This is a genomic window from Hymenobacter norwichensis DSM 15439 (assembly GCF_000420705.1).
In the GTDB taxonomy this organism is placed as follows: Bacteria; Bacteroidota; Bacteroidia; order Cytophagales; family Hymenobacteraceae; genus Hymenobacter; species Hymenobacter norwichensis.
In genome coordinates this window covers 991850-1016511 of the sequence record NZ_ATVL01000007.1, presented here as the reverse complement: position 1 = coordinate 1016511, position 24662 = coordinate 991850, and the positions used below count along the sequence as shown (strand labels likewise).

18 protein-coding genes are annotated in these 24662 nt (G+C 56.2%); 5 read left to right on the top strand and 13 right to left on the bottom strand.

Annotated features, from left to right (window positions below; genetic code table 11):
• Positions 1-27: 27 nt before the first annotated feature.
• The 13 genes from G536_RS27355 to G536_RS27335 form a co-directional block, all read right to left on the bottom strand.
• Positions 28-795: a phenylalanine 4-monooxygenase gene (locus G536_RS27355; protein WP_022823549.1), complete on the bottom strand. Its 768-nt coding sequence runs from the start codon at positions 793-795 to the stop codon at positions 28-30.
• A 395-nt stretch (positions 796-1190) separates the two neighbouring features.
• Positions 1191-2237: a DoxX family protein gene (locus tag G536_RS30550; RefSeq protein WP_022823548.1), complete on the bottom strand. Its 1047-nt coding sequence runs from the start codon at positions 2235-2237 to the stop codon at positions 1191-1193.
• Between the two features lie 98 nt (positions 2238-2335).
• The gene (locus G536_RS30545) at positions 2336-3625 is read right to left on the bottom strand and encodes a helix-turn-helix domain-containing protein (protein WP_022823547.1); all 1290 of its coding nucleotides are present in this window, start codon (positions 3623-3625) and stop codon (positions 2336-2338) included.
• Between the two features lie 136 nt (positions 3626-3761).
• Complete coding sequence (locus tag G536_RS32140) at positions 3762-4208, bottom strand: hypothetical protein (RefSeq protein ID WP_157530547.1); 447 nt, start codon at positions 4206-4208, stop codon at positions 3762-3764.
• Between the two features lie 59 nt (positions 4209-4267).
• A complete protein-coding gene (gene aroF, locus G536_RS0110465) occupies positions 4268-5281 on the bottom strand; it encodes a 3-deoxy-7-phosphoheptulonate synthase (protein ID WP_022823546.1) in 1014 nt (337 codons plus the stop codon).
• Positions 5282-5354: 73 nt separating this feature from the next.
• Entirely contained in the window at positions 5355-6131 is a 777-nt protein-coding gene (trpA, locus tag G536_RS27340; RefSeq protein WP_022823545.1) for a tryptophan synthase subunit alpha, read from the bottom strand.
• A 90-nt stretch (positions 6132-6221) separates the two neighbouring features.
• Positions 6222-7415 carry a tryptophan synthase subunit beta gene (gene trpB / locus G536_RS0110455; protein WP_022823544.1) on the bottom strand — a complete coding sequence of 398 codons (1194 nt, stop codon included), beginning with the start codon at positions 7413-7415 and terminating at the stop codon, positions 6222-6224.
• A gap of 78 nt (positions 7416-7493) precedes the next feature.
• Positions 7494-8141 (bottom strand): phosphoribosylanthranilate isomerase, encoded by a 648-nt coding sequence (locus G536_RS0110450; RefSeq protein ID WP_033369795.1) that lies wholly within the window; start codon positions 8139-8141, stop codon positions 7494-7496.
• Positions 8142-8183: 42 nt separating this feature from the next.
• Positions 8184-8999: an indole-3-glycerol phosphate synthase TrpC gene (gene trpC / locus G536_RS0110445; protein ID WP_022823542.1), complete on the bottom strand. Its 816-nt coding sequence runs from the start codon at positions 8997-8999 to the stop codon at positions 8184-8186.
• Positions 9000-9053: 54 nt separating this feature from the next.
• Positions 9054-10067, bottom strand: coding sequence for an anthranilate phosphoribosyltransferase (gene trpD / locus G536_RS0110440; protein ID WP_022823541.1), 1014 nt, complete (start codon positions 10065-10067; stop codon positions 9054-9056).
• Between the two features lie 70 nt (positions 10068-10137).
• The gene (locus G536_RS0110435) at positions 10138-10704 is read right to left on the bottom strand and encodes an anthranilate synthase component II (protein ID WP_022823540.1); all 567 of its coding nucleotides are present in this window, start codon (positions 10702-10704) and stop codon (positions 10138-10140) included.
• A gap of 74 nt (positions 10705-10778) precedes the next feature.
• Positions 10779-12194, bottom strand: coding sequence for an anthranilate synthase component I family protein (locus G536_RS0110430; RefSeq protein WP_022823539.1), 1416 nt, complete (start codon positions 12192-12194; stop codon positions 10779-10781).
• Positions 12195-12520: 326 nt separating this feature from the next.
• Positions 12521-13708, bottom strand: coding sequence for an alpha/beta hydrolase (locus tag G536_RS27335; RefSeq protein ID WP_022823538.1), 1188 nt, complete (start codon positions 13706-13708; stop codon positions 12521-12523).
• Between the two features lie 244 nt (positions 13709-13952).
• On the opposite strand from G536_RS27335, the gene G536_RS27330 reads away from it, so the two are divergent.
• The 5 genes from G536_RS27330 (at position 13953) to G536_RS0110395 (ending at position 24556) form a co-directional block, all read left to right on the top strand.
• Complete coding sequence (locus tag G536_RS27330) at positions 13953-16565, top strand: cellulase family glycosylhydrolase (protein ID WP_022823537.1); 2613 nt, start codon at positions 13953-13955, stop codon at positions 16563-16565.
• 1398 nt (positions 16566-17963) lie between these two features.
• Positions 17964-20990: a SusC/RagA family TonB-linked outer membrane protein gene (locus tag G536_RS0110410; protein WP_026880045.1), complete on the top strand. Its 3027-nt coding sequence runs from the start codon at positions 17964-17966 to the stop codon at positions 20988-20990.
• A 12-nt stretch (positions 20991-21002) separates the two neighbouring features.
• Positions 21003-22664 carry a RagB/SusD family nutrient uptake outer membrane protein gene (locus G536_RS0110405; protein ID WP_022823534.1) on the top strand — a complete coding sequence of 554 codons (1662 nt, stop codon included), beginning with the start codon at positions 21003-21005 and terminating at the stop codon, positions 22662-22664.
• A 71-nt stretch (positions 22665-22735) separates the two neighbouring features.
• Positions 22736-23518, top strand: a complete 783-nt coding sequence (locus tag G536_RS0110400) for a SusE domain-containing protein (RefSeq protein WP_022823533.1) — start codon at positions 22736-22738, stop codon at positions 23516-23518.
• Positions 23519-23704: 186 nt separating this feature from the next.
• The gene (locus tag G536_RS0110395; protein ID WP_022823532.1) at positions 23705-24556 is read left to right on the top strand and encodes an N-acetylglucosamine kinase; all 852 of its coding nucleotides are present in this window, start codon (positions 23705-23707) and stop codon (positions 24554-24556) included.
• The last annotated feature ends 106 nt before the right edge of the window (positions 24557-24662 follow it).

The window sequence follows — 24662 nt, the reverse complement described above, 5'->3', positions numbered from 1 at the left end:
AAGTAGTCAGCCGGTCTGGCTCCTACCCTATTGCTTGTTATTTCTTGGGATTTCAACCAGTTGCTTTCCCAGGTTTATCTCCCAATCAGAAGCCAGCAACGCGGCTAGCTCAGCCACACTACCCGTCAGTTGCTCCCAGTTAGGCAACACAAAATACTGGTTTTGTAGGTGTGCCTCACTGTAAGGCGTATCCAGCACCGTACCTAAATCGAAAGGGTGGCGGGTGCTGTCGTCGGCAATGCAATGATGAATCTCGCCCGACGACGACAACAAACCGGCGCCGTACATGCGGGTGCTGCCGTTTTCCTCTACTAGCCCAAACTGCACCGTGAAACCATACAGCCGGTCGAGCCGCTCCAACGCCACGGCGTCATCCAGGTGCTGCGCCGCCACGTGCCCCAGGAAATGCAGAAAGTCGGCAAAAGCCTTGTCCATCAGCAACGGTACGTGCCCAAATACACCGTGAAACAGGTCGGGCTCCTCGATGAAATCGAACTGCTCCATGGAGCGAATCCAGACGGTGGCAGGAAACTTACGCTGTGCCAGCAATCCAAAGAACTCGGCATCATTGAGCATACCCGCTACGGGCTCCAACTGCCAACCGGTGGCTTTGCGCAGTTGCTCACTGGTTTCCTCGAAGTTGGGAATGGCGTTGCGGTGGAACCCAATGCGCTGCAAACCGTCGGCAAAGGCCTGGCAGGCCCGCTTGTGGAGCAAGGCGGTTTGGCGGTCGAACAATACTTTCCAAACCAGTTGGTCTTGGGCAGTGTACCGGTCGTAGTGTTGCTGTAGCATGGAATAGTAGGAAGAAGAAAGCCCGGCTCCTTGGGGAAGGAGTCGGGCTTTATAAGGTTTCAGAGGATAAGTAGCATTTCGCTGTTAGCTCCCGTACCGGCAAAGCAGCCCGACTCCGTCCCGTGCGGGACGAATATTGGATAGGCAGACTTGTTTCATTGGCTGGTGCGACATCATGTAGGCAAATATATAGATTTTAACGAAAGCTGTACACTGCGTCTGTATATTTTTTCAAGGCAAAGCCAAACATAACATTGATAAAAGTGAAATAGCCCTTGATATTATGGGGTACCTACTTGAATGAAACATTATTTTCAAGAACATACGCCCCAAAATTCATAGGCTAAGTCTTAATACTATGTATTCACTAAGTTTTGTAGTTATATACCCAATGTTTAGCTAGCTACAGGGTGGAAGGTGTATTCGTTGCGAATTATAAAGTCTTTACTACCATCGTATTTCACCTCTTTCAGAATAGTGAGTTGCTTTTTCTTCATTAGCACAGTCTTTCTGATTAGACAGCTTTTGTTATCGTCAACCCCACGTCCTTCCAGCACCAGTGCCAGCCCCTGCTCCGGTAGGCGGGTCTTGCGCACTAGGCGCAGAGGTACTCCATCCCAAATCAGGCTCAGACCATCGGTAGCCAACTGCACTTTATCGTAGCCCTTCACTTGACTACCTTCGGGCTCCTGGTAGATATAATCCAGCACTAGCTCCCGCGGTTTAGACTGCATGCCGTTTAGCGTGGTTGGTAGCGTAACGCGCTTTTGCGTTTTGTAGTCAACGTACGTCAAGGTGCCATTCCACTGCTGTACAATGGCTTGCAGCTCTGGCATGGTTACTTTGGGAGGAGCCATTTGGGCCTGAGCCACTACCGAACTAGCCAACACAACTAAAAGCGCCGTTACCGCCTGGGCCAGCGCGCTACCCGCCAGCCGACTCAGGAAACGGGAACTACTGCTGCGTAACCACCAATAGTCCAGCGAGTACCGGCCACCTCCTACTACGGTTATCAGCACGAACGCCCAAAAAAGCAGCTGCTGATAGTACATGCCCAAAACCGGTTCGGGTGCTTCGTACCACACGAAGGCAACAACCATAAACTGCACGGCCAGTTGCAGGCTAGCCCAGCGCGTAAGCAACCCCAGCGCCACCAGCAGGCCGCCCGCAAATTCGCCCCAGGCGGCCAGCCACGCCCATATGTATGGGGAAGGATGGGTAAACCCTAGGCTGGCAACCTGCTGCACAAACCAGTCGGGCGGACCCAGCGTAGCAGTTCCGGTAGCCAGCTTGGCCGCTTCTTGAGTGGTAATAAGATTAACGAGTTTCGACCAGCCCGCCCCAATGGCAATGGACAGGCCGAGGTGCAGACGGAACAAAAGCCAGGCGGCATCTGCCAGATGAGACGGGAAGGGCTGGGTATCCAGAAGTAGCTTCTTCATGACCGGATAAGGAGGGTTTGGGTTGGTGAAATAATATCCCAAAGGAACCCTCCTCGCCTACCCCAAGCGCCCCGAATTACCTTCCGGGACGTGCCAAATTATGGTTTGAGCCCAGTCGCAATTTCGCTTGGGGTGGCTCCACGCAGCTTTTTGAATACACGGTTGAAGGTAGATTTTGAGTTGAAACCGGACTCCAGAGCCACGGCCAGCAAGGTATACTGTTGATGACGTGGGTCGCGGAGGAGGCGCTCAGCCTCGCGCACCCGGTACTCGTTCACGTAGTCGTTGAAGTTCTGGCCGAAGCCCGTATTAATAACCCGCGAGAGAACCGACGTGTTAGTTCCTACCTGAGTGGCCAGTTGCGACAGGGTTAGTTCGGGCGCCAGGTACGGTCGGTCGGTGGTCATGATTTCAGTTAGACGAGTAAGCCAGCGGGCTAAGTGCGGGTCGGCCGCATCAGTGTTGGCGGTGGTTACCGGCGTAGGCATACTAGGCATGGCCTCAGCAACGGGTTGCGTGCCAGGTGTTTCAGGCCGCGGCTCAGGCACTTGGGGGATATCAACGACCAGCGGCCCTGTTGTGGCGGGAGCAGGCAGGAATTGCAATGGAACCGCCAGTCGGTCGTTGGTGAGCAGGCCAGCAATGCCAAGAAAGTAAATCAGGATGCCGGTGGCCAGGAATTCGTACCACGCCTGATAATAGCTGAGCGGCTGCACGCTCACATTCACCACCGAAAACAGGAAAGTAACGCTCACCCCTAATAGCATAGCCACCAGCAGATTACGCAGCCACACAAACCGAATCTGCTCGGTATCCGAGAAATAATCGTTGATGTAGCGGCGATACTGCCGGTACTCGCGCAAGGTCAGCCAGGCATACCACCCCACCGACACATAGCCCGCAATTTCCACCCAAAAGCTCACGCCCTCCTGCATGGCGGCCAACGGCCCTTTGGTACCGAAATGGTACGGCAGCGGCACCCCCTGCACCCCGCGCAGCCACCCCAAGTCAACGACCAGAGTCATCAGTCGCCACCCCAGGTACAGCAGCACCGGTACAAAATGCCGAAAATGGTGACGGCGGAATTGAAATTCCTGATTGGTGAGGCTGCGGAAGTAGAAGTATAACGCGGGTCCCAGTGCCAGCCAGTTACTAAACGGGAAATAGAACATGAACGTCGACAGCACGTTGTGCGCGTCGTACCAGCCCGCAAACCCTAGCATCCACTGCGCCAGCCGCGCCGTGTGCAGCAGCAACAGCAACGCCAACCACCCATCGGCCGTGGAACCATGCCGCCGGCCGCGCGTCAGCAGCACCACGCTCACCACTATTCCTTGCAGGAAGAACGGCAGCAGTAGGCTGCTGTAGGCGTTGAAGGTGAAGGTCATACTTGTGACTTTACTCTTTCAAAATGGCACATAATAAGCCAGCCGGAAGGTTTGCTAACATACCTTATGTTAGCAAACCTTCCGGCTGGCTTTTCTATAGCGGCGCACTGCTTATACAATCTGGTTTCGCTACCTACTATTGAAGTAGCAAACCACTAATAGTGCCTGATACTATTGTACCATTAGAAAAAGCACCGGTAAAAGAGCCGGAAACTGCATTAGTCGTGGCATTTCGGGTGGTCTTACCGCTGGTTTGCGTAGCATTGCCTTGCGTCTCCGAATACATTTCTACCACATCCGTAACGTTGGAACCTGCAACGGTTGGGCTACTCTGACTGAATGTCACGCGTATCACAGGTCCGCTGTTCAGCTTACCATTTATCACCAAGTTAGCAGTAGGCCCTTGGTAGGTAGAGGAAGCTATTTGCGCTTGATTTAAAACATAAGGCGGCGCACCATTCTCACTGACCGAAATGGCAGTAGTGTATATTACAGAGGTCTGACCAGAGCCACCTGCATCGTCGTCGTCACATCCGAATAACAGGGTGCTGGCGAGTAGAAATCCAACAATAATTCGAAGCATATATAGCAGAGTTTTGAAGTGAAGAACACAAGTTACGTGCAATCCTAAACTTGCTGCCACTACTCTAGTTCCTGCCGCAGGGCATACACTTTACGCAAGTTGCGAATCAGGCGCGCCGACTCCTCGAAATTTAGAGTCTGGGCTCCGTCAGAAGCAGCTTCCTCGGGCTTCTCGTGGGCTTCGTAGATGATGCCGTCGGCGCCGGCCATCAGGCCCGCCAGCGCCATGGTGGGCACGTACTCCCGAATGCCGATGCCGTGCGAGGGGTCCACGATGACGGGCAGGTGCGTTTTCTCCTTGAGGATAGGCACGGCGTTTAGGTCGAGGGTGTTGCGGCTGGCCGTTTCGAAGGTACGGATGCCCCGCTCGCACAAAATCAGCTTCTCATTACCTCCCGAAAACACATACTCTGCCGACGACAGCAGTTCTTCCAGTGTGCCGGAAATACCGCGCTTTATCATCACTGGTTTGTCTACGCCACCTAGCGCATCGAGCAGGTTAAAATTCTGCGTGTTGCGCGCGCCCACCTGAAACACATCCACGTAGTCATGCATTTCCTCCACCTGCGACACCTGCATCACCTCGGTAATGATTTTGATGCCGCGGGCGCGGGCCATTTGGTGAAACAGCTTCAGCCCATCCATGCCCAGCCCCCGAAACGCATACGGTGACGACCGGGGCTTGAACACGCCCCCGCGCATGATGCGCACGTCGTTGTCGAGTAGATGCTGCATCATCAGCTCCATCTGGGCCTCGTTTTCGATGCTGCACGGGCCGGCGGCCAGCGTCAGAGTACCTTCCCCGATGCGCACACCGTCGCCGAGGTCGAGGACGGTGGGGCGTACGCGCCATTTGCGGCTCACCAGTTTGTAGGCATCGGATACCCGGTGAATGTCGAGGATGCCGGGCAGCTGGCCAATGGTACGCAGGTCGAAATCGGCTTTACCGATAGCTACGAGGTAGTGCGCCCGTTGGGTGGTGACGTCAGTGGCCTTGTATTTCAGCGCCTCGATGTGAGCCAGAATATCGGCTTTGGCGGTTTCGGTGATGTGGGGGTCGAGTTGGATAACCATATGGTGGGGTTCCCGCACAAGGCGCAGAGGCTTGCGCAGAAGGCGCAGAACGTTCTGAGCTTGCAGGAGGCTTTTAGTTCAGAACAGAAGAAACAAACCGAGCGGCGGCGGCGGGAGCGTCATCGGCACCATCTAGGGCCTTAATCAGGGCCGAGCCGATGATGGCGCCTTCTGCGTACTGGCAGGCTTGCTGGAAAGATGCTTTATCGGCAATGCCGAAGCCGATGAGGCGGGGGTTACGGAGTTGCATGGCCTCAATACGCTGGAAATAGGCCTCTTGCACGCCAGCTGCCTGAGTATTGGCGCCGCCCGTAGTGCCGGGTCCGGAAACGAGGTATAGAAACGAATCCGTCAGCTCATCAATGCGGCGGATACGGGCTTCGGCGGTTTGCGGCGTAATCAGAAACACCGGTTTTAGGTTGTAGCGCCGGAAAATCTCCTGGTATTCGTCCACGTAGTCATCGAGCGGCAAATCCGGTAGAATCACGCCATCCACGCCCGCGGCAGCAGCTTCGCGGCAGAAATTTTCCACCCCAAACTGCATAACCGGGTTCAGGTAGCCCATCAGCAAAATGGGAGTTTCGGGTATTTCCTGGCGGATATCCTTCAGCTGCGTAAACAGCACACGCATGTTCATGCCGTTTTGCAGCGCTACCGTGCTGCTCTGCTGAATCACGGGGCCATCAGCCAGCGGGTCGGAAAAGGGCATTCCGATTTCGATGAGGTCGGCCCCGGCCGTGGCCAAGGATTTCAACATCGGCACCGTGGAGTCAAGGGCCGGATAGCCAGCCGTGAAATAGATATTGAGCTTCTTGCCTTTCTTTTCAAAGGCTTGTTGGATACGATTCATGAGGTGTTTCTCGCAGAGGCTCGCAGCAAGTGGCGCAGCAGTTCGCAGAGGTTGTTCTGCTGCAAACCACTACGCCGCCCGCCGTAAGAATTATTGAATGGAATCGGCGTACTTCATGTACGTTTCCAGGTCTTTGTCGCCGCGGCCGGAGAGGTTGATAACCACCACGTCGTCGGGGCCGGCGCCAAGCTGCCCGAGGGCGGCCAGCGCGTGAGCCGTTTCTAGGGCCGGAATGATGCCTTCCAGCCGGCTGCATTCTGCCACGGCGCGTAGGGCCTGCTCGTCCTCAATCGAAATAAACTGCGCCCGACCTTCTGCGGCCAAATACGCGTGCAACGGCCCAATACCCGGATAATCCAGCCCTGCCGACAAAGAATACGGCTCGGTAATCTGACCGTCTTCGTCCTGCATAAGCAAGGTGCGCGAACCGTGAATAATGCCCGGCTTGCCCAGCACCGACGTGGCCGCCGAATGGCCTGAGGTGATGCCGTGCCCAGCCGCTTCCACGGCTACCAGCTTCACCGAAGGCTCGTCGAGGAAGTGGTAGAACGCGCCGGCTGCATTGGAACCGCCGCCCACGCAGGCCACCACGTATTGTGGCAGCTCGGAACCGGTTTTCTCCAGCAGCTGCTTGCGCATTTCCTCGCTGATAATGGCTTGCAGACGCGCCACCAAATCGGGGTACGGGTGCGGACCTACCACCGAGCCGATGATGTAGTGCGTGTCAACGGGGTTGGAAATCCAGTCCCGGATGGCTTCGTTGGTGGCATCTTTCAAGGTCTGACTACCGCTGGTGGCGGGGCGCACTTCGGCCCCAAGCAGGCGCATGCGCTCCACATTGGGCCGTTGCCGCTCCATGTCCACCGAGCCCATATATACGATGCACTCCATCCCCATCAGGGCGCAGACGGTGGCCGTGGCTACGCCGTGTTGGCCGGCGCCGGTTTCGGCAATAATACGGGTTTTGCCGAGCCGCTGCGCCAGCAAAATCTGGCCGACAGTGTTATTGACCTTGTGAGCACCGGTATGGCACAAATCTTCGCGCTTCAGGAAAATGCGCGTGTTATACTTTTTGGAAAGCCGCTTGGCCTCGAACAGTGGCGTGGGCCGCCCCACAAAGTCGCGCAACAGCATCTGATACTCGCGCTGAAACTCGGGGTCAGCGAGGATATTGAGGTAGTTGTCGCGCAGCTCTTCCACGTTGGGATAGAGCATTTCGGGGATGAAAGCGCCCCCAAATTGGCCGTAATAGCCGCGGGCGGTGGGTTCTTTATAGGTGGTCATATGGTTCGGTTTAGGAGTTTCTGCTGCAGACGAGGAACGTTCAGCGCCCTCTGCGCCAGCTTCTGCGTCTTCGGCGGGCTAAAAATGGCAGGTTCGTAGGCTGGTAAACATCTGACTCAACAACTCGGCATCCTTCACGCCGGGTGCGGTTTCAAAGCGGCTGTTTAGGTCTAAGGCAAACAGGCCCGGCAGGCGCAGGTTTCGCAGCGCCTCCGCTTCCTCTAACCCTAGGCCACCCGCCAGGAAATACGGCACCGGCAAACTATAAGTGGCCAGCAGGTTCCAGTCGAAGGTGGTGCCATTGCCGCCAGGTTGCATGCCTTTGGTATCGAAAAGGAAGTAGTCGACGTGGTCCACGTAGGGTTGCAGCACCTCGAAGCTAAACTCCTCCCCTACCGAAAACGCCTTGACAACCGGCACGCCCGCCGCTTGCAGCCGAGCACATTCTGTAGGTGTTTCCTGCCCATGCAATTGCACCAAATCCAACCCAAATTCCGCTACTTGTGCCAGCACCTTATCCACGGTTTCATTCACGAACACGCCCACTTTGCGAATTCCGGCTGGCAGCGCAGCCAAATCAGCCTGGTTTAGTTGTGTGCCCACATAGCGGCTGGATTTCGGGTAGAAGATGAACCCCAGAAAGTCGGGCTGCAACGCCGCCACGGCCGTCAGGTTGACGGATTGCGCCATGCCGCAGACTTTCAAATAAGGGACTGTTGGGTTCATGATCAGGCTGAAGAAACGATGACTTTGGCGTTACAACTCGCTTTACAGCAACGTTATGGCTTCGGTGGCGCGGAGCTGCTGCACCAGCGCGGCGCAGGCTATTTCAGGGCGGCTGTGGCGCATGAAGGTTTCGCCGATAAGGAAGCCGCGGTACCCTACACCGCGCAACGCTTCGATGTCGGCAGCCGAGCTCAGGCCGCTTTCCGTTACCTTCACATAGTCATTGGGGATGCGCTGGGCCAGCTCGCCAGAAGTATCGAGGCTTACCGAGAAGTCGTGCAGGTTGCGGTTGTTGACGCCAACCATGCTTACGGCATCGGGATGCAAGGTTTTGTCTAGTTCTTCAGCGTTGTGGATTTCAAGCAGCACTTCCAGCCCCAAGCTTTTAGCAAAACGCCCCAAGCGCAGCACTTCCTCGCCCGTCAGCACGGCCGCAATGAGCAGCACGGCGTCGGCCCCGATGCTCTTGGCTTCCAGAATCTGGTATTCGTCCACCACGAAATCCTTGCGCAAAATCGGGCAGAAATTGTAGCGCCGTGCCACGGTCAGGTCTTCGTTCTTACCGCCAAAAAACTCGGTATCCGTCAGCACCGACAGGGCCGACGCCCCGGCTTGCATGTAGCCCAGCGTGGTGCGCTCCACCGGTGCGTGGGCGTTGATGATGCCCTTGCTCGGCGACTTGCGCTTGAACTCGGCAATGATGCCGCTTAGGTCTTCGCGCAGTAGGTACTGGCGCAGGCTGAGCGGCTGCGCGTTCATATACAGGCTTTTCTCCAGTAATTTCACGGGCACCAGCGCTTGGCGGTCCTGCACTTCCTGGCGCTTGTGGGTGATGATTTTATCGAGGATGGTGGGCATTTCAGTTTACTATGTAGAGCTAAGCATCTGCTCAGCAAGTCATTAAATACTATATTACACGGCTACAGCCTTGCTAGTTGTAGCGGCCAGCAACTGCCGCAATGCCGCGCGGGCCCGCCCAGAATCCAAGGCCTCTTGGGCGGCGGCCAGGGCTTCGGCAAACCCGAAACCGGGTTCCAGGCACCGGATGGCTAGTGCGGCGTTGGCCGTTACTACATCGCGCTGGGCACGGGTGGCTTTTCCGTCCAGCACGTCCAGGAACAGCTGCGCCGACTCGGCGGGCGTGCGGCCCCCAGCCAGTTCAGCCGCCGTAGCGGCTTGCAAACCAAAATCGGCGGGTGTTACTAGCTGCTCGCCCTCAGGAGTGGCCAATTTGGCCGCACCGGTGAGCGAAAGTTCGTCGTAGCCGTCGAGGGCGTGCACTACGGTGTAGCAGGCCGAAGTTTGTTGCAGCAAGTAATGGTAGAGGCGCAGCAGCTCCAAACTAAACGTGCCGGCCACCTGGTAGCGCGGCCGGGCCGGATTTACGAGCGGACCCAGGATATTGAAGAACGTGCGTACCCCCAACTCGCGCCGTACCGGCCCGGCGTGGCGCATAGCCGGATGAAATGACGGCGCGTGCAGAAAGCAGATGTTGGCTTGCTCTAGCTGTCGTTTCAGCACGTCGTTGCTTGCCGCAAAGTCAACGCCTAGCTTCGCCAGCACATCCGACGACCCACATACCGACGAGACGCCAATGTTGCCGTGCTTGGTCACCTTATAGCCCGCGCCAGCCACCACAAAACACGCCAACGTACTGATATTGAGCGTATCCTTGCCGTCGCCACCGGTGCCTACTATATCTACGGTGTCGTGGGTGCCTAGCTCCGGGTCGCGGCTGAGGCTAAGCAGTGCCTCCCGGAAACCGGCTAGCTCGGGCACCGATATGGGCCGCATCCGGTACACGGTCATGAAAGCGGCTATTTCCGCCGGATTGGCCTCGCCCTGCCCGATTTGCAGCATGGCTTCCCGCGCCTCGGCGTGGGAAAGCAGCTGTTGCTCGAAGAGGATGTTAAGTAATTGCTTCACAGGTGCTTATTTCTAAAACGCGAAGTACTAGCTCCGCGCCTTGTTGCGGAATTGAGGAACGGAAAACCGGTTAGGCCAACCAGTTGCGCATCATTTGGTGGCCGTGCTCGGTCAGGATAGACTCAGGGTGGAACTGCACCCCGCGCACATCGTAGGTGCGGTGGCGAAAGGCCAGCACTTGGCCATTGGCATCGAGGGCGGTTACTTCCAGCTCAGCCGGCACCGACTCAGGACGCACACTCCAGGAGTGGTAGCGGCCCACTTGGAACTGCGTGGGCAGCCCGTTGAACAGCCGGTCTTCGGCGGTTACATCAGCCTGGGTGGCAATGCCGTGCAGCACATCGGGCAGGTTGTACAGCTCGCCCCCAAAGCTCTCGGCTAGCCCCTGGTGCCCCAGACATACACCCAAAATACGCTTGGTAGGCGCGTAGCGGCGAATAATTTCCGGCATTAGCCCCGCCTCGGAAGGCAAGCCCGGTCCCGGCGACAAAAGCACGGCATCGTAGGCTTCTACGTCGTCAACGGCCAGCTTATCGTTGCGGATAACCGTGGTATCGTCGCCGTGGCCTAGCTCCCGTAACACCTGCACGAGGTTGTAGGTGAAGGAGTCGTAATTATCAAGAACAAGGATTTTCATGGGGTGTGGGTATTGGGCAATAGGGCTCGGACTGTAGGGTCTGGTTTTTTCGCGGGAGGTTGCAGCCCAACCGGCTACACGGCTTCCGCTTCTTTCAAGGCTTTGCGCAGAGCGGCTAGCTTATGGTGCACCTCGTTCAGCTCGGAGTTGATGTCGGAAGCGGCTACTACGCCGGCGCCGGCCTGATAGTAGAGCTGGTTGGCACTGCTCAAGAACGAGCGAATCATGATGGCGTGGTTGAAGTCGCCGTTGAAGCCGAGGTGGCCGATGGCGCCGCCGTAGTAGCCGCGGGCGGTGGGTTCCAGCTCATCGATGAGCTGCATCGCGCGGTGCTTGGGTGCGCCAGAAAGCGTGCCGGCCGGGAACGTGTCGGCCACCACTTGCAAGGGGCTGGCCGAGGGAGCCAGGGTGGCGTTTACTTCGCTCACCAAGTGAATGACGTGCGAGTAGAACTGGATTTCGCGGAAGGTTTTCACGCGCACGTTGTCGGCGTGGCGGGCTAGGTCGTTGCGGGCCAGGTCTACGAGCATGGTGTGCTCGGCGTTTTCCTTGGGGTCGTCGGCTAGCTTTTGGGCCAGGGCAGCATCCTCGGCGTCGTGGCCGGTGCGGCGGAAGGTACCAGCAATCGGGAACAGGCTAGCTTCGCGCCCCTTGATAAGCAGCTGGGTTTCGGGTGAGGAGCCGAAGATTTTGAAGTTGCCGTAGTCGAAATAGAACAGGTACGGCGACGGGTTAATGGAGCGCAGCGCCCGGTACACGTTGAACTCGTCACCGGTGAAGCCTTGCTGAAAGCGGCGCGACAACACAATCTGGAACACGTTGCCGTGGCGGCAATGCTGCTGCCCGGCGGCCAGCACCTTTAGGAATTCCTCGTCGGTTTGGTTGGTGGTTTCCTCCCCTACCGTCGCGAAGCTGTAATCGGGCAACGACGGATTGCGCACCAGATTCACCAGCCGCGTGAGGCCTTCGGGGTCGGTTTCTTCGCCAGCCAGCGTGTGCTCGAACACATACAGCTCGTTGCGGAAATGGTTGACGGCAATAACGTAGCGGTAGGTGCCGTACAGAATGCTCGGAATCTGACCGGCGGCCTGTTTGCTGGCGTTCAGCTCCAGGTCCTCGAAATACTGCACGCCCTCGTAGCCGATATACCCAAACAAACCGCCGGTGATGAAGTCGTGGCCAGTGGGTTCGGTTTCAAAGCAGTTGGCAAACTCTTGCAAGCGGGTCAGGGCCAGGCGGGGCTCCGCGAGGGTCTCGGTTTCGGTGGTATCGTCGGGAAAGGTCAGCTTCAACTTGTTGCCGCTCAGCTCGAACCGGGCCAATGGATCGAAGGCGAGGTAGCTGAAGGCGTTTTGCTGGCCGTGGTAGTCGGAGCTTTCCAGCAGCAGGCAGTTGGGGTACCGGTCGCGCAGGCGCAAGTAGAGGCCCACGGGCGTGATGGTGTCGGCGAGGGCGCGGAGGAAGCGGGTATGGAGCTTGAACTGTTTCATAGGGGGCGTGCCGGGAGGAGAAGCTGAACGCCGGGCAATAAAAAAGCCCGGCGAGGCGGCCGGGCTTTCTGTAGAGTCGTTGCGAAGAGGAGTTTCAAGAGTCTTAACGCACGCACAGGATGTCCCGTCCGGAATTTCCGAGGGGCCACCACCAGCCTTGCTGCATCATTGAAACGGTCATTACCAAAAGTTGATTAGGGCGTTGAGTGGCACAAAGGTACAGCAGACATTTTATCGAGCAAGCAAAATGTTGGTTTTCTTGCTGAAGTAATGGCAATGATCCAGGTATTTAGTTGCTATAATAGCAAAGATGCTTGTGTGTTTCCTTACTTTTTGCTTTTCATCCCACCCTCTGCCGGTGCTGATAGCCAACGATAGGCAGCTGAAAACTCCCGTTTCCAGAACCACTCGGAGTGCTGGCCGTCGGTGTGCGGGTTGAAGCTTAGGTTGGCGGCCGGTACGCCACTGCAGAGCAGCGCATCGTGTACCGTCTGCATGAGGGGCACCATGCTTTGGCCCTCAGTGGTGCCACACACAAAGTAGAAGCGCGTGGCTGGGTTGGCTGGGTGCTGGCGCAGGTACTGCAGCAAGGAGTCCTTGGCAAACCAGAACGCGGGCGAAAACACACCTACTTTGCTGTACACCATCGGGTACTTCAGGGCGGCGTACGTGGAAATGAGGCCGCCCATGCTGCTGCCGGCAATGCCCGTAAACTCGCGGGTGGTGAGGGTGCGGTAGTGGGCGTCGATATAGGGCTTCAGGGTTTCAACCAGAAAATCCACGTATTGGTCGCCTTGGCCGCCGCCGAGTTTGAGGTTGCGCCAGGGCGAAAGTTCGTTGAGTCGCTCGGTGCCGCCGTGGTCCACGGCTACCACTATGGAGCCAGTGGCATCAAGGCCTTGCTTTTGCAGTTCGCTCAAGGTTTCATCTACCCCCCACTCGCCGGCAAAGCTGGTGCAGGCATCAAACACGTTCTGGCCGTCGTGCATGTAAAGCACGGGGTAGCGTTTGGTGGCGTTGGTGGCGTAGTCGTTGGGCAGGTACACCCAGATGCGGCGGGTGCGTTTGAGCTGGGGTATATCAAACGCTGTGTTGATTATCTGCACGTTGGGTTGTAGGGCCGTGCTTTCACAGGGCTTGTTGGCACCACCGAAATCCTGCCAGTTCTCTACCTGCATTTCCACGATGGCCCGGCCGCTACCCACAGTGAAGCGGTGGTTTTCAATGCCCTTGTGTTGCGCATTAGTTTCTGCTGAAGCCCAAGTGCCGCGCGTGATTTTGTATTCAATAGGGCCATTCACCGTAGCGGGCAATATGAGTCGATAGGTGCCATCAGGGCGACGGGTAAAGGCATAGGCGGCATTGCCTGGGTCCCAGTTATTGAACGAGCCCGCCATGTACAAAACAGCATCGGTCGGCGTAGTGGCCGGGACCCGCACCACATTAATCGTGGTTTGCGCCGATAAGCAACCCGCCCACAACAATAAACCAGCCAGCAGCAACAGGATACGCATAAGAACTAGGCAGGTTAGGAACCACTTGGCCTGTAGCCGCCTAGTGGAGGCCGCACCGGAGGCGCAAAGCTACTTCCTTTCCTTTTCCAAAGCCCGCGCATCAGGCGGCAAGTTGGGCCGGACTGGAAAACTCCCGGGCCTGCCGATGTCGAACTGCCGTAACTTGCACCGGATTACGCCAGCGCCTGCCTCGTACCTCGTTTTCGCAAACTTACTCGCGGGTTCTCCTTTTAATTACAATTTCATGCTCACTCGCTTACTCACGCTTTTCCTTACCCTTGCCTGCTACACCTTTATTCCAACCGCTGTCAGAGCCCAAAATTCCAGCCTCCCCAAGAGCGACGTTTTTGTGGACAAACAGGGCGTATTGCGCTGGCAACAGGGAAAGAAGGAAGTAGCGCTGTTCGGCGTGAACTACACTACCCCATTTGCATACTCTTACCGGGCCCTTCAGAAAGTGGGCATCAACCATGAACAGGCCATTCGGGAGGACGTGTATCACCTTTCCCGGCTCGGAGTTGATGCGTTTCGGGTGCACGTCTGGGACGTGGAAATCACCGATACGCTGGGCAATTTGCAGCAAAATGAGCACCTGAAACTGCTTGATTTCCTAGTGGCCGAACTCAAGCAGCGTGGCATCAAAATCATCCTGACGCCCATTGCCTACTGGAACAACGGCTACCCCGAGCCCGACACTGGCACCGGCTTTTCCAGCATCTACTCAAAAACCCAGGCCTACACCAACCCGCGGGCCATTACGGCGCAGGAAAAGTACCTGACTCAGTTTCTCAACCACCGCAACCCCTATACCAAGCAACTCATTCGCGAAGACCAGGATATTATTGCTTTCGAGGTGTGCAACGAGCCGCGCTACGGCAAGCCGGAGGCGCAAGTAACTAGTTTTGCCAACCGCATGGCCGAGGCCATCCGGGCCACCGGCTGCCGCAAGCCGGTATTCTACAACATATCGGAAAACCCGGATGTGTACGAGGCCATTCTGAACGCCAAGGTAGACGGGCTGACGTTTCAATGGTATCCACAGGGCTTGGTGGCCGGGCACGAATTGCGCGGCAATTTCCTGCCCTACGTGGATCAGTACCCGATTCCGTTTCGCCAGGACAAGCGCTTCACCAGCAAAGCCCGCATGATTTACGAGTTCGAGTCGGCCGATATTATTCAGCCGGTGATGTACCCGTTCATGGCGCGCAGCTTCCGCGAAGCCGGCTTCCAGTGGGCCACTCAGTTCGCCTACGACCCCATGTCCATTGCATACGCCAACACCGAGTACCAGACGCACTACCTGAATCTGGCCTACACCCCAGCCAAGGCGTTGAGTTTATTAATTGCCTCCAAAGTATTCCACCAGGTAAAGCGTGGTCAGTCGTTTGAGCGCTACCCGCAGGATTCGGTGTTTGGGCCGTTTCGGGTGAGCTACCGGCAGCAGCTAAGCGAAATGAACACACCAGAGGAGTTCTACTACACCGCCAATACCAGCACCCAGCCCAAGCAACCGGCCAAGTTGCAGCACCTGGCCGGCGTGGGCTCGTCGCCGGTGGTGCGCTACGGCGGCACCGGCGCCTACTTCCTCGATAAACTGGCTCCCGGCGTATGGCGCTTGGAGGTGATGCCGGATGCAGTTCCCATTCGGGACCCATTCGAAAAAGCCTCACTCAGCAAGCAAGTCACCCTGATTTTTTGGAACGAGCAGCCGCTGCAAGTAACGCTGCCCGACGTCGGTCCTAGCTTTTCGCTACGCCCCCTGGATGATATTTGGGGAACCCGAGTACAAACCACTGATGGTCGTACCACTGTGAAGCCCGGGGTGTACGTGCTAGCCGCTAACGGCAAATCCACGGATGCTTTCATACCCCGTACTCCCTTCAATCGCGGCGAATTGCGGGATTTCCACGCGCCAAGATGGGCCGATTTTCCTGCAGGAAGTCAGCAGCAGATACGCCACACGCCACCAGTTCAGGCCGCAGTAGGCCAGCCGTTACGCATCAGCGCCACCCTCACTGGTCTGGAGCCACAAGACAGCGTGTATCTGGTTGCTCAGCATTACTACGGCCGTACGCTCACCCTGCCCACAACCAGCCCGAAGTATGCCACCGTGGAAGCCACCGTGCCTGCCGAACTGCTGTACGCCGGGGAACTGCGCTATTGGTTTGTGGTGCGCAAAGGCAAATACAAATACAAGTACCCCGTCACGTTCCCTGGCGGCTTCGACGGCCAGCCCCGCGACTGGAACTACTATCACCCCGAGCACTACACCACCCCCATTGTCGCCCCAAGTGCACCACTACCGCTGTTTCAAGCCCGCCACGACCAGGAGCGAGTAGAAGCCCGCGGCCTGGCCAGCACCGCCTGGACTGACTACGTAACCACCCCAGCTGGCGACCTAGCGTTGCGCATTGTGCAAGGTGCGCCTCGCAACGGCCAGTCGCAGCCAGCCGCTACGCCGGGGCCAGCTGCTGTATTGCGGGCTTATTTCGCTGATAAGCTGGCGGGCCGTACTACTGATTTGGCAGGTTTCAAGGAAGTTGTGCTGAAAGGCCGTGCCAGCGAAACTACCACCGTGAAAGTGGTACTTATGACCAAAGATGCTACTGCCTACTCCGCTACTGTGCAGATGGGCCCCGAAGTGCAAACCCAACGGATTCCGCTGGCGGCGTTCCAGGCTGATGCGCTATTGCTAGTACCCCGCCCCTATCCGGGCTTCTTGCCACTTACGTATAATCCTAACGCCCAATCTGCCCTGATTCTTTCTGAGGCAGAAGTGCTACAAGTAGTGTTTGAGGCGCCGGCTCCCGCCACCGGTCAGCGCCACCTCGACCTCGAATCGGTTTCGTTGCAGTAAGTAGCCGTTCTATCCTACTCTCTTTGTTCCTATCCACCTCGAATACCTACCATTCCATGAAAAAACTTCTATAGCTTATCGGCTTAGTTGCCGCTTTATGCAGCACGCCTATAGCCGATGCGCAAACGCCAGTTTTTGCCAAAGGAGCGGACGTCGGCTGGTTACGGAAATAGAAGCGGCCGGCTACCCCTTCTACAACAGCGCCAGCACGCAGCAGGCCCTGCCCAGGCCACAACTACGTAGCGTATAAAGTGAATGGCCAGCAAAATGTATCATTGGCCGTTTATAACTCCATGAGCCAGTTGATACGCTCCCTGGCCAATGAGCAGCAGGGCCGCAGCAAACGACATGCCATCATCAACTTAGCTGCTGATCCTTGCCTAGTGAAGCTAAAGTTGGCAATCGGGCGGTCAGCCAGAAAGGTGTTGTTGAGTAAGGCTAGGCGCTTCTTCGCAGGTGCCTAGCCGTGCGTTTCAGGCCTTCGTAGTTCCAGTTTGGGTCGACCGCCTTATTTATAAACGCGCCTCGATGCTAGCTACCTGCTCCCCTGGCGGCCGTAACGCAGAGTAACAGCAGCTCAATACCCGCTTATTTATTTACAAGTCGATAAAAAGTAATTGCATTTTTTCTTCTCGTCGGGGGAAGCATACCTGCACCAATAAACTTGGATTGCAGCCATTTCCTGCACCGAGTGAGGCCAGTATCAGTTCTCAGGTAGGCAAATACCCACTAAAATATCAGCAACTGCAGCAACCGAGTTAGCTGGGGCCTAAGATAACCTATATGCCGCTTCATTGCTCATAACTAATGACCTACGCGTTTATTCTATTGCGTTATGGTTGGGCTTGCTGTTGGGGAATTTTAGGTATACCCCCTATAAAAACGACCTATTCTGGTACGACACATCTACCTCCGACAGATACTGCTATCTAACTACAAGGGCTTACTTGCCTTTTGTATGCTGCATCTTGGTTTCATCTATGTGCCTAATTTTATCAATTGTGGCGCTGCTTTTAACGGTACTGCGCTCAGCAGCCAGCAGATGCGCTGCTGGTAAGCCTACCATTAATTGGAGTTCTTGGTTTTTATTAGGTATCCCATGCACTGCTCTCAGTTGGCGGGTGGCACACGTTTAACGGCTGGCAAAAGCAAAATTTCGCAATAAAGCGGAATTAGTGCTATTCCTATAGAGCACCCGCAAACGTTTCCGATGTACGCGTGAAAGCAGTACCTTGCACGCCCATTTACCGGATTGCAGTACTCAGAGCATAGTTAAGAAGTCTTACCCCGAAGTGACCTGCTAGTTTACCAAGGCTGCTTGATGATATGCGCATTGCCGCACAAATTCCCACTCCGGCTGAGCCGGAAAAACCCATTTCCATTTCTAACATTTTTCCAATGAAACACCCCTACCTGGCAAAACTATTGTTTTTGCTACTGTTCGTGTGTGCCGGTTTCACGGGCGCTTTTGCCCAGACCGGCTCTGTAAGTGGCCGCGTCGTCGACGAAAAAGGCGAAGGATTACCTGGTGTGACTGTGCTAATTGAGGGTACAACACTCGGTAATTCCACCAATTCAGACGGAGGCTTTTCCATTGAGAAAGTCCCGGCTGGCCAGCACACGCTCGTCATTTCGTATGTAGGCTTTACTTCCACTCGGCTCCCGTTTAACAGCACAAACGGCCAGAACTCGGCCTTAGGTAATGTCACGCTCAACGAAAACACTACCCTGCTCAATGAGGCAGTAGTAGTAGGCTACGGTGTGCAGCGCCGCCAGGATGTAACCGGCTCCATTGCCACCGTGCAGGCCAAAGACTTCGTGCCGGGCCAAGTAACCAACCCTGAGCAGTTGGTACAGGGTAAGATTGCGGGGGTGAGCATTACCACGGGTGGTGGTGCCCCGGGCTCAGCCAACACCATCCGTATCCGCGGGGGCTCTTCACTGAATGCCAACAACGACCCCCTGTTTGTAATTGATGGGGTACCCGTAGACAAGGGGTCCATTAGCGGAGCCAGCAACCCCCTCACGCTCATCAACCCCAACGATATTGAGTCGATAACGGTACTGAAAGACGCTTCGGCGCTGGCCATCTATGGCAACCGGGCCTCGAACGGCGTGGTACTTATTACCACCAAGCGCGGCGTACAGGGCGAGAAGCTGACGGTAAATTTCTCGTCGCAGACGTCCATTGCCCGCCCTTTCAAAACCTACGACGTACTGGGTGCCGATGAGTTCCGCTCCCGGATTCAGGCCAATGGTATTGCCTCACAGGTTGCCACACTGGGTTCAGCTAACACCGATTGGCAGGATGAGATTTTCCGCACCGCCGCCACTTACGACAACAACATCAGCCTGACCGGTAACCTGGGCAAGCTCCCGTTCCGGGTCTCCTATGGTAACCTCTACCAGGACGGTATTGTCATCACCAACAATCTGAAGCGTAATACGGGCTCTTTGAGCCTCTCACCGGTAATTCTCGACGGCCACCTGCGCATCGACGTGAATGCCAAAGGCACGCAGCTGAAAAACCGTTTCATTGATAACGGGGCTATTGGTGGTGCTTTGTTCTACGACCCAACCCAACCCGTTTTCTCACCAGAAGGTCGGTTTACGCCTTTCGGGGGCTACAATCAGTACCTCACCAGCGCTGGCATACCGCTGACGCTGGCCCCTGGCAACCCAGTAGCGGCCCTGCGCAACACCAACAACATCAGCGACGTGAACCGCTTTATTGGTAACGTGCAGCTGGACTACAAATTCCACTTCCTACCCGAGCTGCGGGCCAACCTGAACCTAGCTACCGACGTTTCGCGGGGCAAAGGCTCGACGACTAACTCGGTAACCGATTTCGGCAACTTCAACAGCGGCGTTACCAACGTCAACCAAAACGGCCGCTACTCGCAGTACAAGCAGGACAAAGACATGCGTCTGCTGGAATTCTACTTGGCTTATAACAAGCAGCTAAGTGAAACCACCAAGTTCGACGTGCAGGCTGGCTATTCGTACCAGGACTTTGAAACCCAAGGCCCGCTGTACCTCCCCTACCGTTTCGACCGTACCTCCCTTTTCACGCCGGGCCAGGAGCTGACGGTAGCAGGTTACTACGACCCCTACCGCCTCATTTCGTACTTCGGCCGCGCCAATCTGTCGGTGAAGGACCGCTACCTGCTGACGGCTACGTTGCGTAACGACAATACTTCCCGTTTCCGCAAAGGCAACCGGAGTGGTTACTTCCCGGCTGTAGGCTTGGGCTGGCGTATTAAGGGCGAAGAATTCCTCGCCAACAACAACTCCATCACGGAGTTGAAGCTGCGGGCCGGCTACGGCATCACGGGCCAGCAGGAAATTGGTGGTCCCTTCGACTTTCTACCGCGCTACGTGACAGGCCGCTCGACAGTGCAGTACCAGTTCGGCGTAGATGCCAACGGGGCGCCGCTCTTCGTTACAACCCAGCGCCCGGCCGGCTACAACCCCGACCTGACCTGGGAAACCACCACTACCTACAATGTGGGCTTAGACTGGGGAGTGCTGGATAACCGTCTCTCGGGTACCATTGATGCGTACCAGCGTACATCCAACGATCTGCTGGCCAACGTAGTTGTACCAGCAGGCGGCCTGAGCAACCAGCTCAACCGCAACATCGGTTCGTTGCGTAACCGCGGCGTGGAACTGGCCCTGAACGTGGTGCCTGTTCGCTCCGAGGATTTCACTTGGGATTTGAATTTCAACGTAGCCTACAACAAAACCAAAATCACTGACTTAGGCACGCAGCAGGCAGGCTTCCCTGGCTATCAGGTAGAGGGTATCCCCGGCGGTACGGGTACCAACATCCAGATTCAATCGGTGGGCTACGCTAACAACGCGTACTACGTGTACCAGCAAGTGTACGGCGAAGACGGCCGCCCGCTGGAAGGCGTGTATGCCGACCGTGACGGCAACGGCACTATCAATGAGCAGGACCTGTACCGCTACAAGCAGCGTGCCCCGTTGGCTACGTTTGGCCTCACCACCAACTTCGCTTATAAGCGTCTGACGCTGAATGCGGTATTCCGCGCCAATACCGGCAATTACGTGTACAACTCGCTGCAAGGCAACCTAGCCAACTACGCTAACTCCCGCACTTCTACTGGCTTCGTCGGCAATCTGCCCGTTGGCATCCGCGACACCGGGTTCCTCACGCAGCAGGTACTCTCCGATTATTACGTGGAGAACGGCTCATTCCTGCGCGGCGAGAATGTTACGCTGGGCTACAATGTTGGTAAGATTTTCAAAGAAGGCTCGAATCTTCGTCTCACTGCTGCTGTTCAGAACCTGTTCCTCATCACCAAATACAAAGGTCTGGATCCAGAGATTTTCAACGGGGTTGACAACAACTTCTATCCGCGTGCCCGCACCTTCACTTTTGGTATCAACGCCAGCTTCTAATCCACCCATCCAATGAATAAGTTTTTGATTCGTGGCTTAGCAGTAGCCACTACCAGCCTGGCTCTCAGCAGTGGACTTACCTCCTGCAACGACCTCGACCTAGACCCCAAATACGAAACCACTCCGGAACGCGTGTACGTGGACCTGAATGGCTACCGCTCGGTGCTGGCTAAGGTGTACGGCGGCTTTGCCGTAACGGGCCTGGGCTCCGACGACAACGGCGCGGCTGGTGGCGGCGACGTGCAGGGCATTGACGAAGGAACCTCCGACTATATCCGCCAGCTGTGGAGCGCGCAGGAAGTCTCAACCGATGAGGCTATTCTGGCTTGGGGTGACCAGGGGGTCCGCGATTGGCACAATATGAACTGGACGGCGTCCAACCCGCTCATTCGTGGTTTGTACTACCGTGTTTACTATGAAATTGCTGTTGCCAACGAGTTCATCCGGGAGTCGAGCGACGACAAGTTGAACGCTCGCCTGAGTGGAGCTGATGTGGCTTTGGCCCGGCGCTACCGCGCCGAAGCCCGCTTCCTGCGTGCCGTAGCCTATCAGCATATCATCGATTTGTATGGTGGTGGCCCGTTCGTAACGGAAACTGACCCGTCCGGGGTATTTACGCCGCCCTATCGCACCCGTCAGCAGTTGTTCGACTATGTGGAGAGCGAACTACTAGCCCTCAGCAATGATGCCGATTTTGCCGAGCCCCGCACCAACGAGTACGGCCGCGTAGACAAATCGGCTGCCTGGGGTATGCTTTCCCGCCTGTACCTGAACGCCCAAACATATACTGGCACGCCGCGCTACAACGATGCTGCTACGTATGCCAAGCGTGTAATCGACGCGGGCTATACGCTCTCGACCACGGCGGCGGGCAATGTATCCTCGGCTTATGGCCGCTTATTTCTGGCCGACAATAACACGGCGCCGGCTCGCAACGAAATCATCTGGCCGATTACGTTTGATGCCAACAATACGCGCAGCTTTGGGGGCACCACATTCCTGGTGAATGGCTCGGCTATTGCGTCCAATACTAACTGGAAAGCCAAAATTGGTATGCCTCAAGGGGGCTGGGGCGGTATGCGCGCCACCAAAAACCTAGTAAACCTGTTTGGGGCCGATACCGCCCGCGACACACGGGGCCGCTTCTGGACGCAAGGACAGACGCTGGAAATTTCGGATATCGGTAATTTCCAGGAAGGCTTGGGTGTAATTAAATTCCGCAACGTAACGTCGGCTGGCGCCGCCCTGGGTGGCTCACAGAACCAGTCGAGCGTAGATTTCCCGATGATTCGCTTATCGGAAATGATGCTCAACTACGCGGAGGCAGTAGCCCGTGGCGGTACCGGTGACGCTACCCTGGCACGAACCTACGTCAACCAAATTCGGCGCCGCGCCTACAATCTTCCAATCAATACGGCAAATGCCACCGTGGATGTCAGCTCTGTCACGGTTGCTTCGCTGCTGGATGAGCGGGGCCGGGAATTGTTCTGGGAAGGTTTCCGTCGGACGGACCTGATTCGTTACAACCGCTTTGTGGAGGGCACTTACTTGTGGCCTTGGAAGGGTGGCGTACAGAACGGACGGGGCGTAGAGGCCTATCGGGTACTATACCCACTGCCGGCCTCCGACCTGTCGGTTAACTCAAACCTTGTTCAGAACGAAGGTTACAGATAGTTTTTGCTTCAAGGGCCGGTCTTTTGACCGAGGCCGGCCCGTTATGCTTCACACTTCAATTCACTTCCCACATGAAAAACTGGTTTTCTCAAGTAGTGGGGCTATGCGCCTTGTTGTTCGTGTTTTCGGCCTGCGAAAAAGACGAAACTAAGGCTACGCTCACTCCAACTTCGTCTCCTACTCTCACGGCTTCTACTTCTACAATCGTATTGGTACAGGGCCGTAGCACAACCCCAGCTGTTACTTACACCTGGGCGCCTATCAGCTTCGATTGGAAGAATACCGAGCACGCCTACGCCCCGGCCGTTACGTACACGCTACAACTCGACAAGCAGGGCAATAATTTTGCTGCCCCCGTTACCCTCGAAGCCGGCGCCGGCCCCAATACAATAGTTACGTATGGCCAGCTGAATAACGCCCTGATTAGCCTAGGTCTCACGCCCGGCATAGCTACTCCGGTTGAAATGCGTCTGCGCTCCATACTCCCGTACGCGGCCAACAATCCGCTCTATACTTCGGCGGTTCCGCTCGTAGCCACGGCTTTCGAGTGCAAAGCTCCTGTAGCTGACGGTATCTGGACTATCATCGGCCCGGCGGGTGTGGACTGGAATACCGACATACAAATGACGTACGACTGTGACTTGCAGGCCTACACGCTGACTCGTGCTTTGAAAGCTGGTGATTTCAAATTTCGGCAAAACAGAGCTTGGACAGTGGACTATGGTGGCGGTACGCGAAATGCTAACGGCACTGGCCCCCTTCTGCTAGGCGGCACGAACATCACGGTTCCGACAGCTGGCACTTACACTATTATTTTCAACCTGAATACTATGACGTATACCTTAACCCAGTAGGTCTGGGTTAAGCTTACTTCTGTTAATAAAAAGGCCACTGCTCATCAGTGGCCTTTTTGTTGTCCGGGCATAATGCCACGCTTGGCACTAACAGTTGTGAAAGCGCGCACATCCTGTACTTTCGCACAGTAGCTTTGGCGGCTTGCTCGTACTACCCCTAGTCTTTCATCTTTTCTTCCCACGCTCATGATTCTAATTGCCGACGGCGGCTCGACCAAAACCAACTGGTGTCAACTTGATGGCACCGGCAACCGGGTGTTTTTCAATACTGAGGGCTACAACCCCGACTTTGTAGGCACCGAAACCATTGCGGCGTCGCTCGATAAAAACCTACCCGACACGCTCCCGCGGGCGGACGTGACCCAGGTGTACTACTACGGCGCGGGTGTGTCGAATGCCGAGAAGGCCGAGCGGGTAGCGGCGGCCATGCGGCAGGTGTTTCCGAACTGCAAAGCGCAGGTGGCCGAAGACCTGCTGGCAGCGGCCCACGCCCTACTCGGCGACAAGCCCGGCTTTGCGGCTATTCTCGGCACGGGTACCAACTCCTGCCTCTACGACGGCGAGAAAATCACCTACAACGTTGATTCGCTGGGCTACTTCCTGGGTGACGAGGGCTCGGGTTCATTTATCGGCAAGCGCCTATTGCGTGACTATTTGCGCGGGTTGCTGCCCGATGGGTTGCAGGAAACCTTCAAGCAGGAGTTCAACCTCACCCGCGAAGATGTAATCGACCGGCTCTACAACCAGCCGCTGCCGAACCGCTTTCTGGCCAGCTTCGCCAAGTTCGCCTACGACCACAACAACATCAGCTACTGCCGCGAAATCGTACTCCAAGGCTTCGAAACCTTCTTCGACAACCTGGTCGTGCATTACCCCGACTACCAGCAGTACACTTTCAACTGCATCGGCTCGGTGGGCTACAACTTCCGCGACGCGCTGGCGCAAGCCGCTCGCAACCACGGCATGGAAGTCGGCAAAATCATCCGTTCACCCATCGACGACTTGGTATCCTACCACGAGAGCAAGCTTAGTGCTTAGAATGTACTCGGCATTCTAATTCCAGGATCAAAAAAGAAGGCCGATTCCTGATGGAATCGGCCTTCTTTTTTGATCCCCTGTCGGGCTTTTCTAAACACTACCTTCC

What these genes read in the sequence shown, in the direction of transcription:
- G536_RS27355 (WP_022823549.1), bottom strand. Translation starts at nt 795, where the DNA reads ATGCTACAGCAACACTACGACCGGTACACTGCCCAAGACCAACTGGTT.
- G536_RS30550 (WP_022823548.1), bottom strand. Translation starts at nt 2,237, where the DNA reads ATGAAGAAGCTACTTCTGGATACCCAGCCCTTCCCGTCTCATCTGGCA.
- G536_RS30545 (WP_022823547.1), bottom strand. Translation starts at nt 3,625, where the DNA reads ATGACCTTCACCTTCAACGCCTACAGCAGCCTACTGCTGCCGTTCTTC.
- G536_RS32140 (WP_157530547.1), bottom strand. Translation starts at nt 4,208, where the DNA reads ATGCTTCGAATTATTGTTGGATTTCTACTCGCCAGCACCCTGTTATTC.
- aroF (WP_022823546.1), bottom strand. Translation starts at nt 5,281, where the DNA reads ATGGTTATCCAACTCGACCCCCACATCACCGAAACCGCCAAAGCCGAT.
- trpA (WP_022823545.1), bottom strand. Translation starts at nt 6,131, where the DNA reads ATGAATCGTATCCAACAAGCCTTTGAAAAGAAAGGCAAGAAGCTCAAT.
- trpB (WP_022823544.1), bottom strand. Translation starts at nt 7,415, where the DNA reads ATGACCACCTATAAAGAACCCACCGCCCGCGGCTATTACGGCCAATTT.
- G536_RS0110450 (WP_033369795.1), bottom strand. Translation starts at nt 8,141, where the DNA reads ATGAACCCAACAGTCCCTTATTTGAAAGTCTGCGGCATGGCGCAATCC.
- trpC (WP_022823542.1), bottom strand. Translation starts at nt 8,999, where the DNA reads ATGCCCACCATCCTCGATAAAATCATCACCCACAAGCGCCAGGAAGTG.
- G536_RS0110435 (WP_022823540.1), bottom strand. Translation starts at nt 10,704, where the DNA reads ATGAAAATCCTTGTTCTTGATAATTACGACTCCTTCACCTACAACCTC.
- G536_RS0110430 (WP_022823539.1), bottom strand. Translation starts at nt 12,194, where the DNA reads ATGAAACAGTTCAAGCTCCATACCCGCTTCCTCCGCGCCCTCGCCGAC.
- G536_RS27335 (WP_022823538.1), bottom strand. Translation starts at nt 13,708, where the DNA reads ATGCGTATCCTGTTGCTGCTGGCTGGTTTATTGTTGTGGGCGGGTTGC.
- G536_RS27330 (WP_022823537.1), top strand. Translation starts at nt 13,953, where the DNA reads ATGCTCACTCGCTTACTCACGCTTTTCCTTACCCTTGCCTGCTACACC.
- G536_RS0110410 (WP_026880045.1), top strand. Translation starts at nt 17,964, where the DNA reads ATGAAACACCCCTACCTGGCAAAACTATTGTTTTTGCTACTGTTCGTG.
- G536_RS0110405 (WP_022823534.1), top strand. Translation starts at nt 21,003, where the DNA reads ATGAATAAGTTTTTGATTCGTGGCTTAGCAGTAGCCACTACCAGCCTG.
- G536_RS0110400 (WP_022823533.1), top strand. Translation starts at nt 22,736, where the DNA reads ATGAAAAACTGGTTTTCTCAAGTAGTGGGGCTATGCGCCTTGTTGTTC.
- G536_RS0110395 (WP_022823532.1), top strand. Translation starts at nt 23,705, where the DNA reads ATGATTCTAATTGCCGACGGCGGCTCGACCAAAACCAACTGGTGTCAA.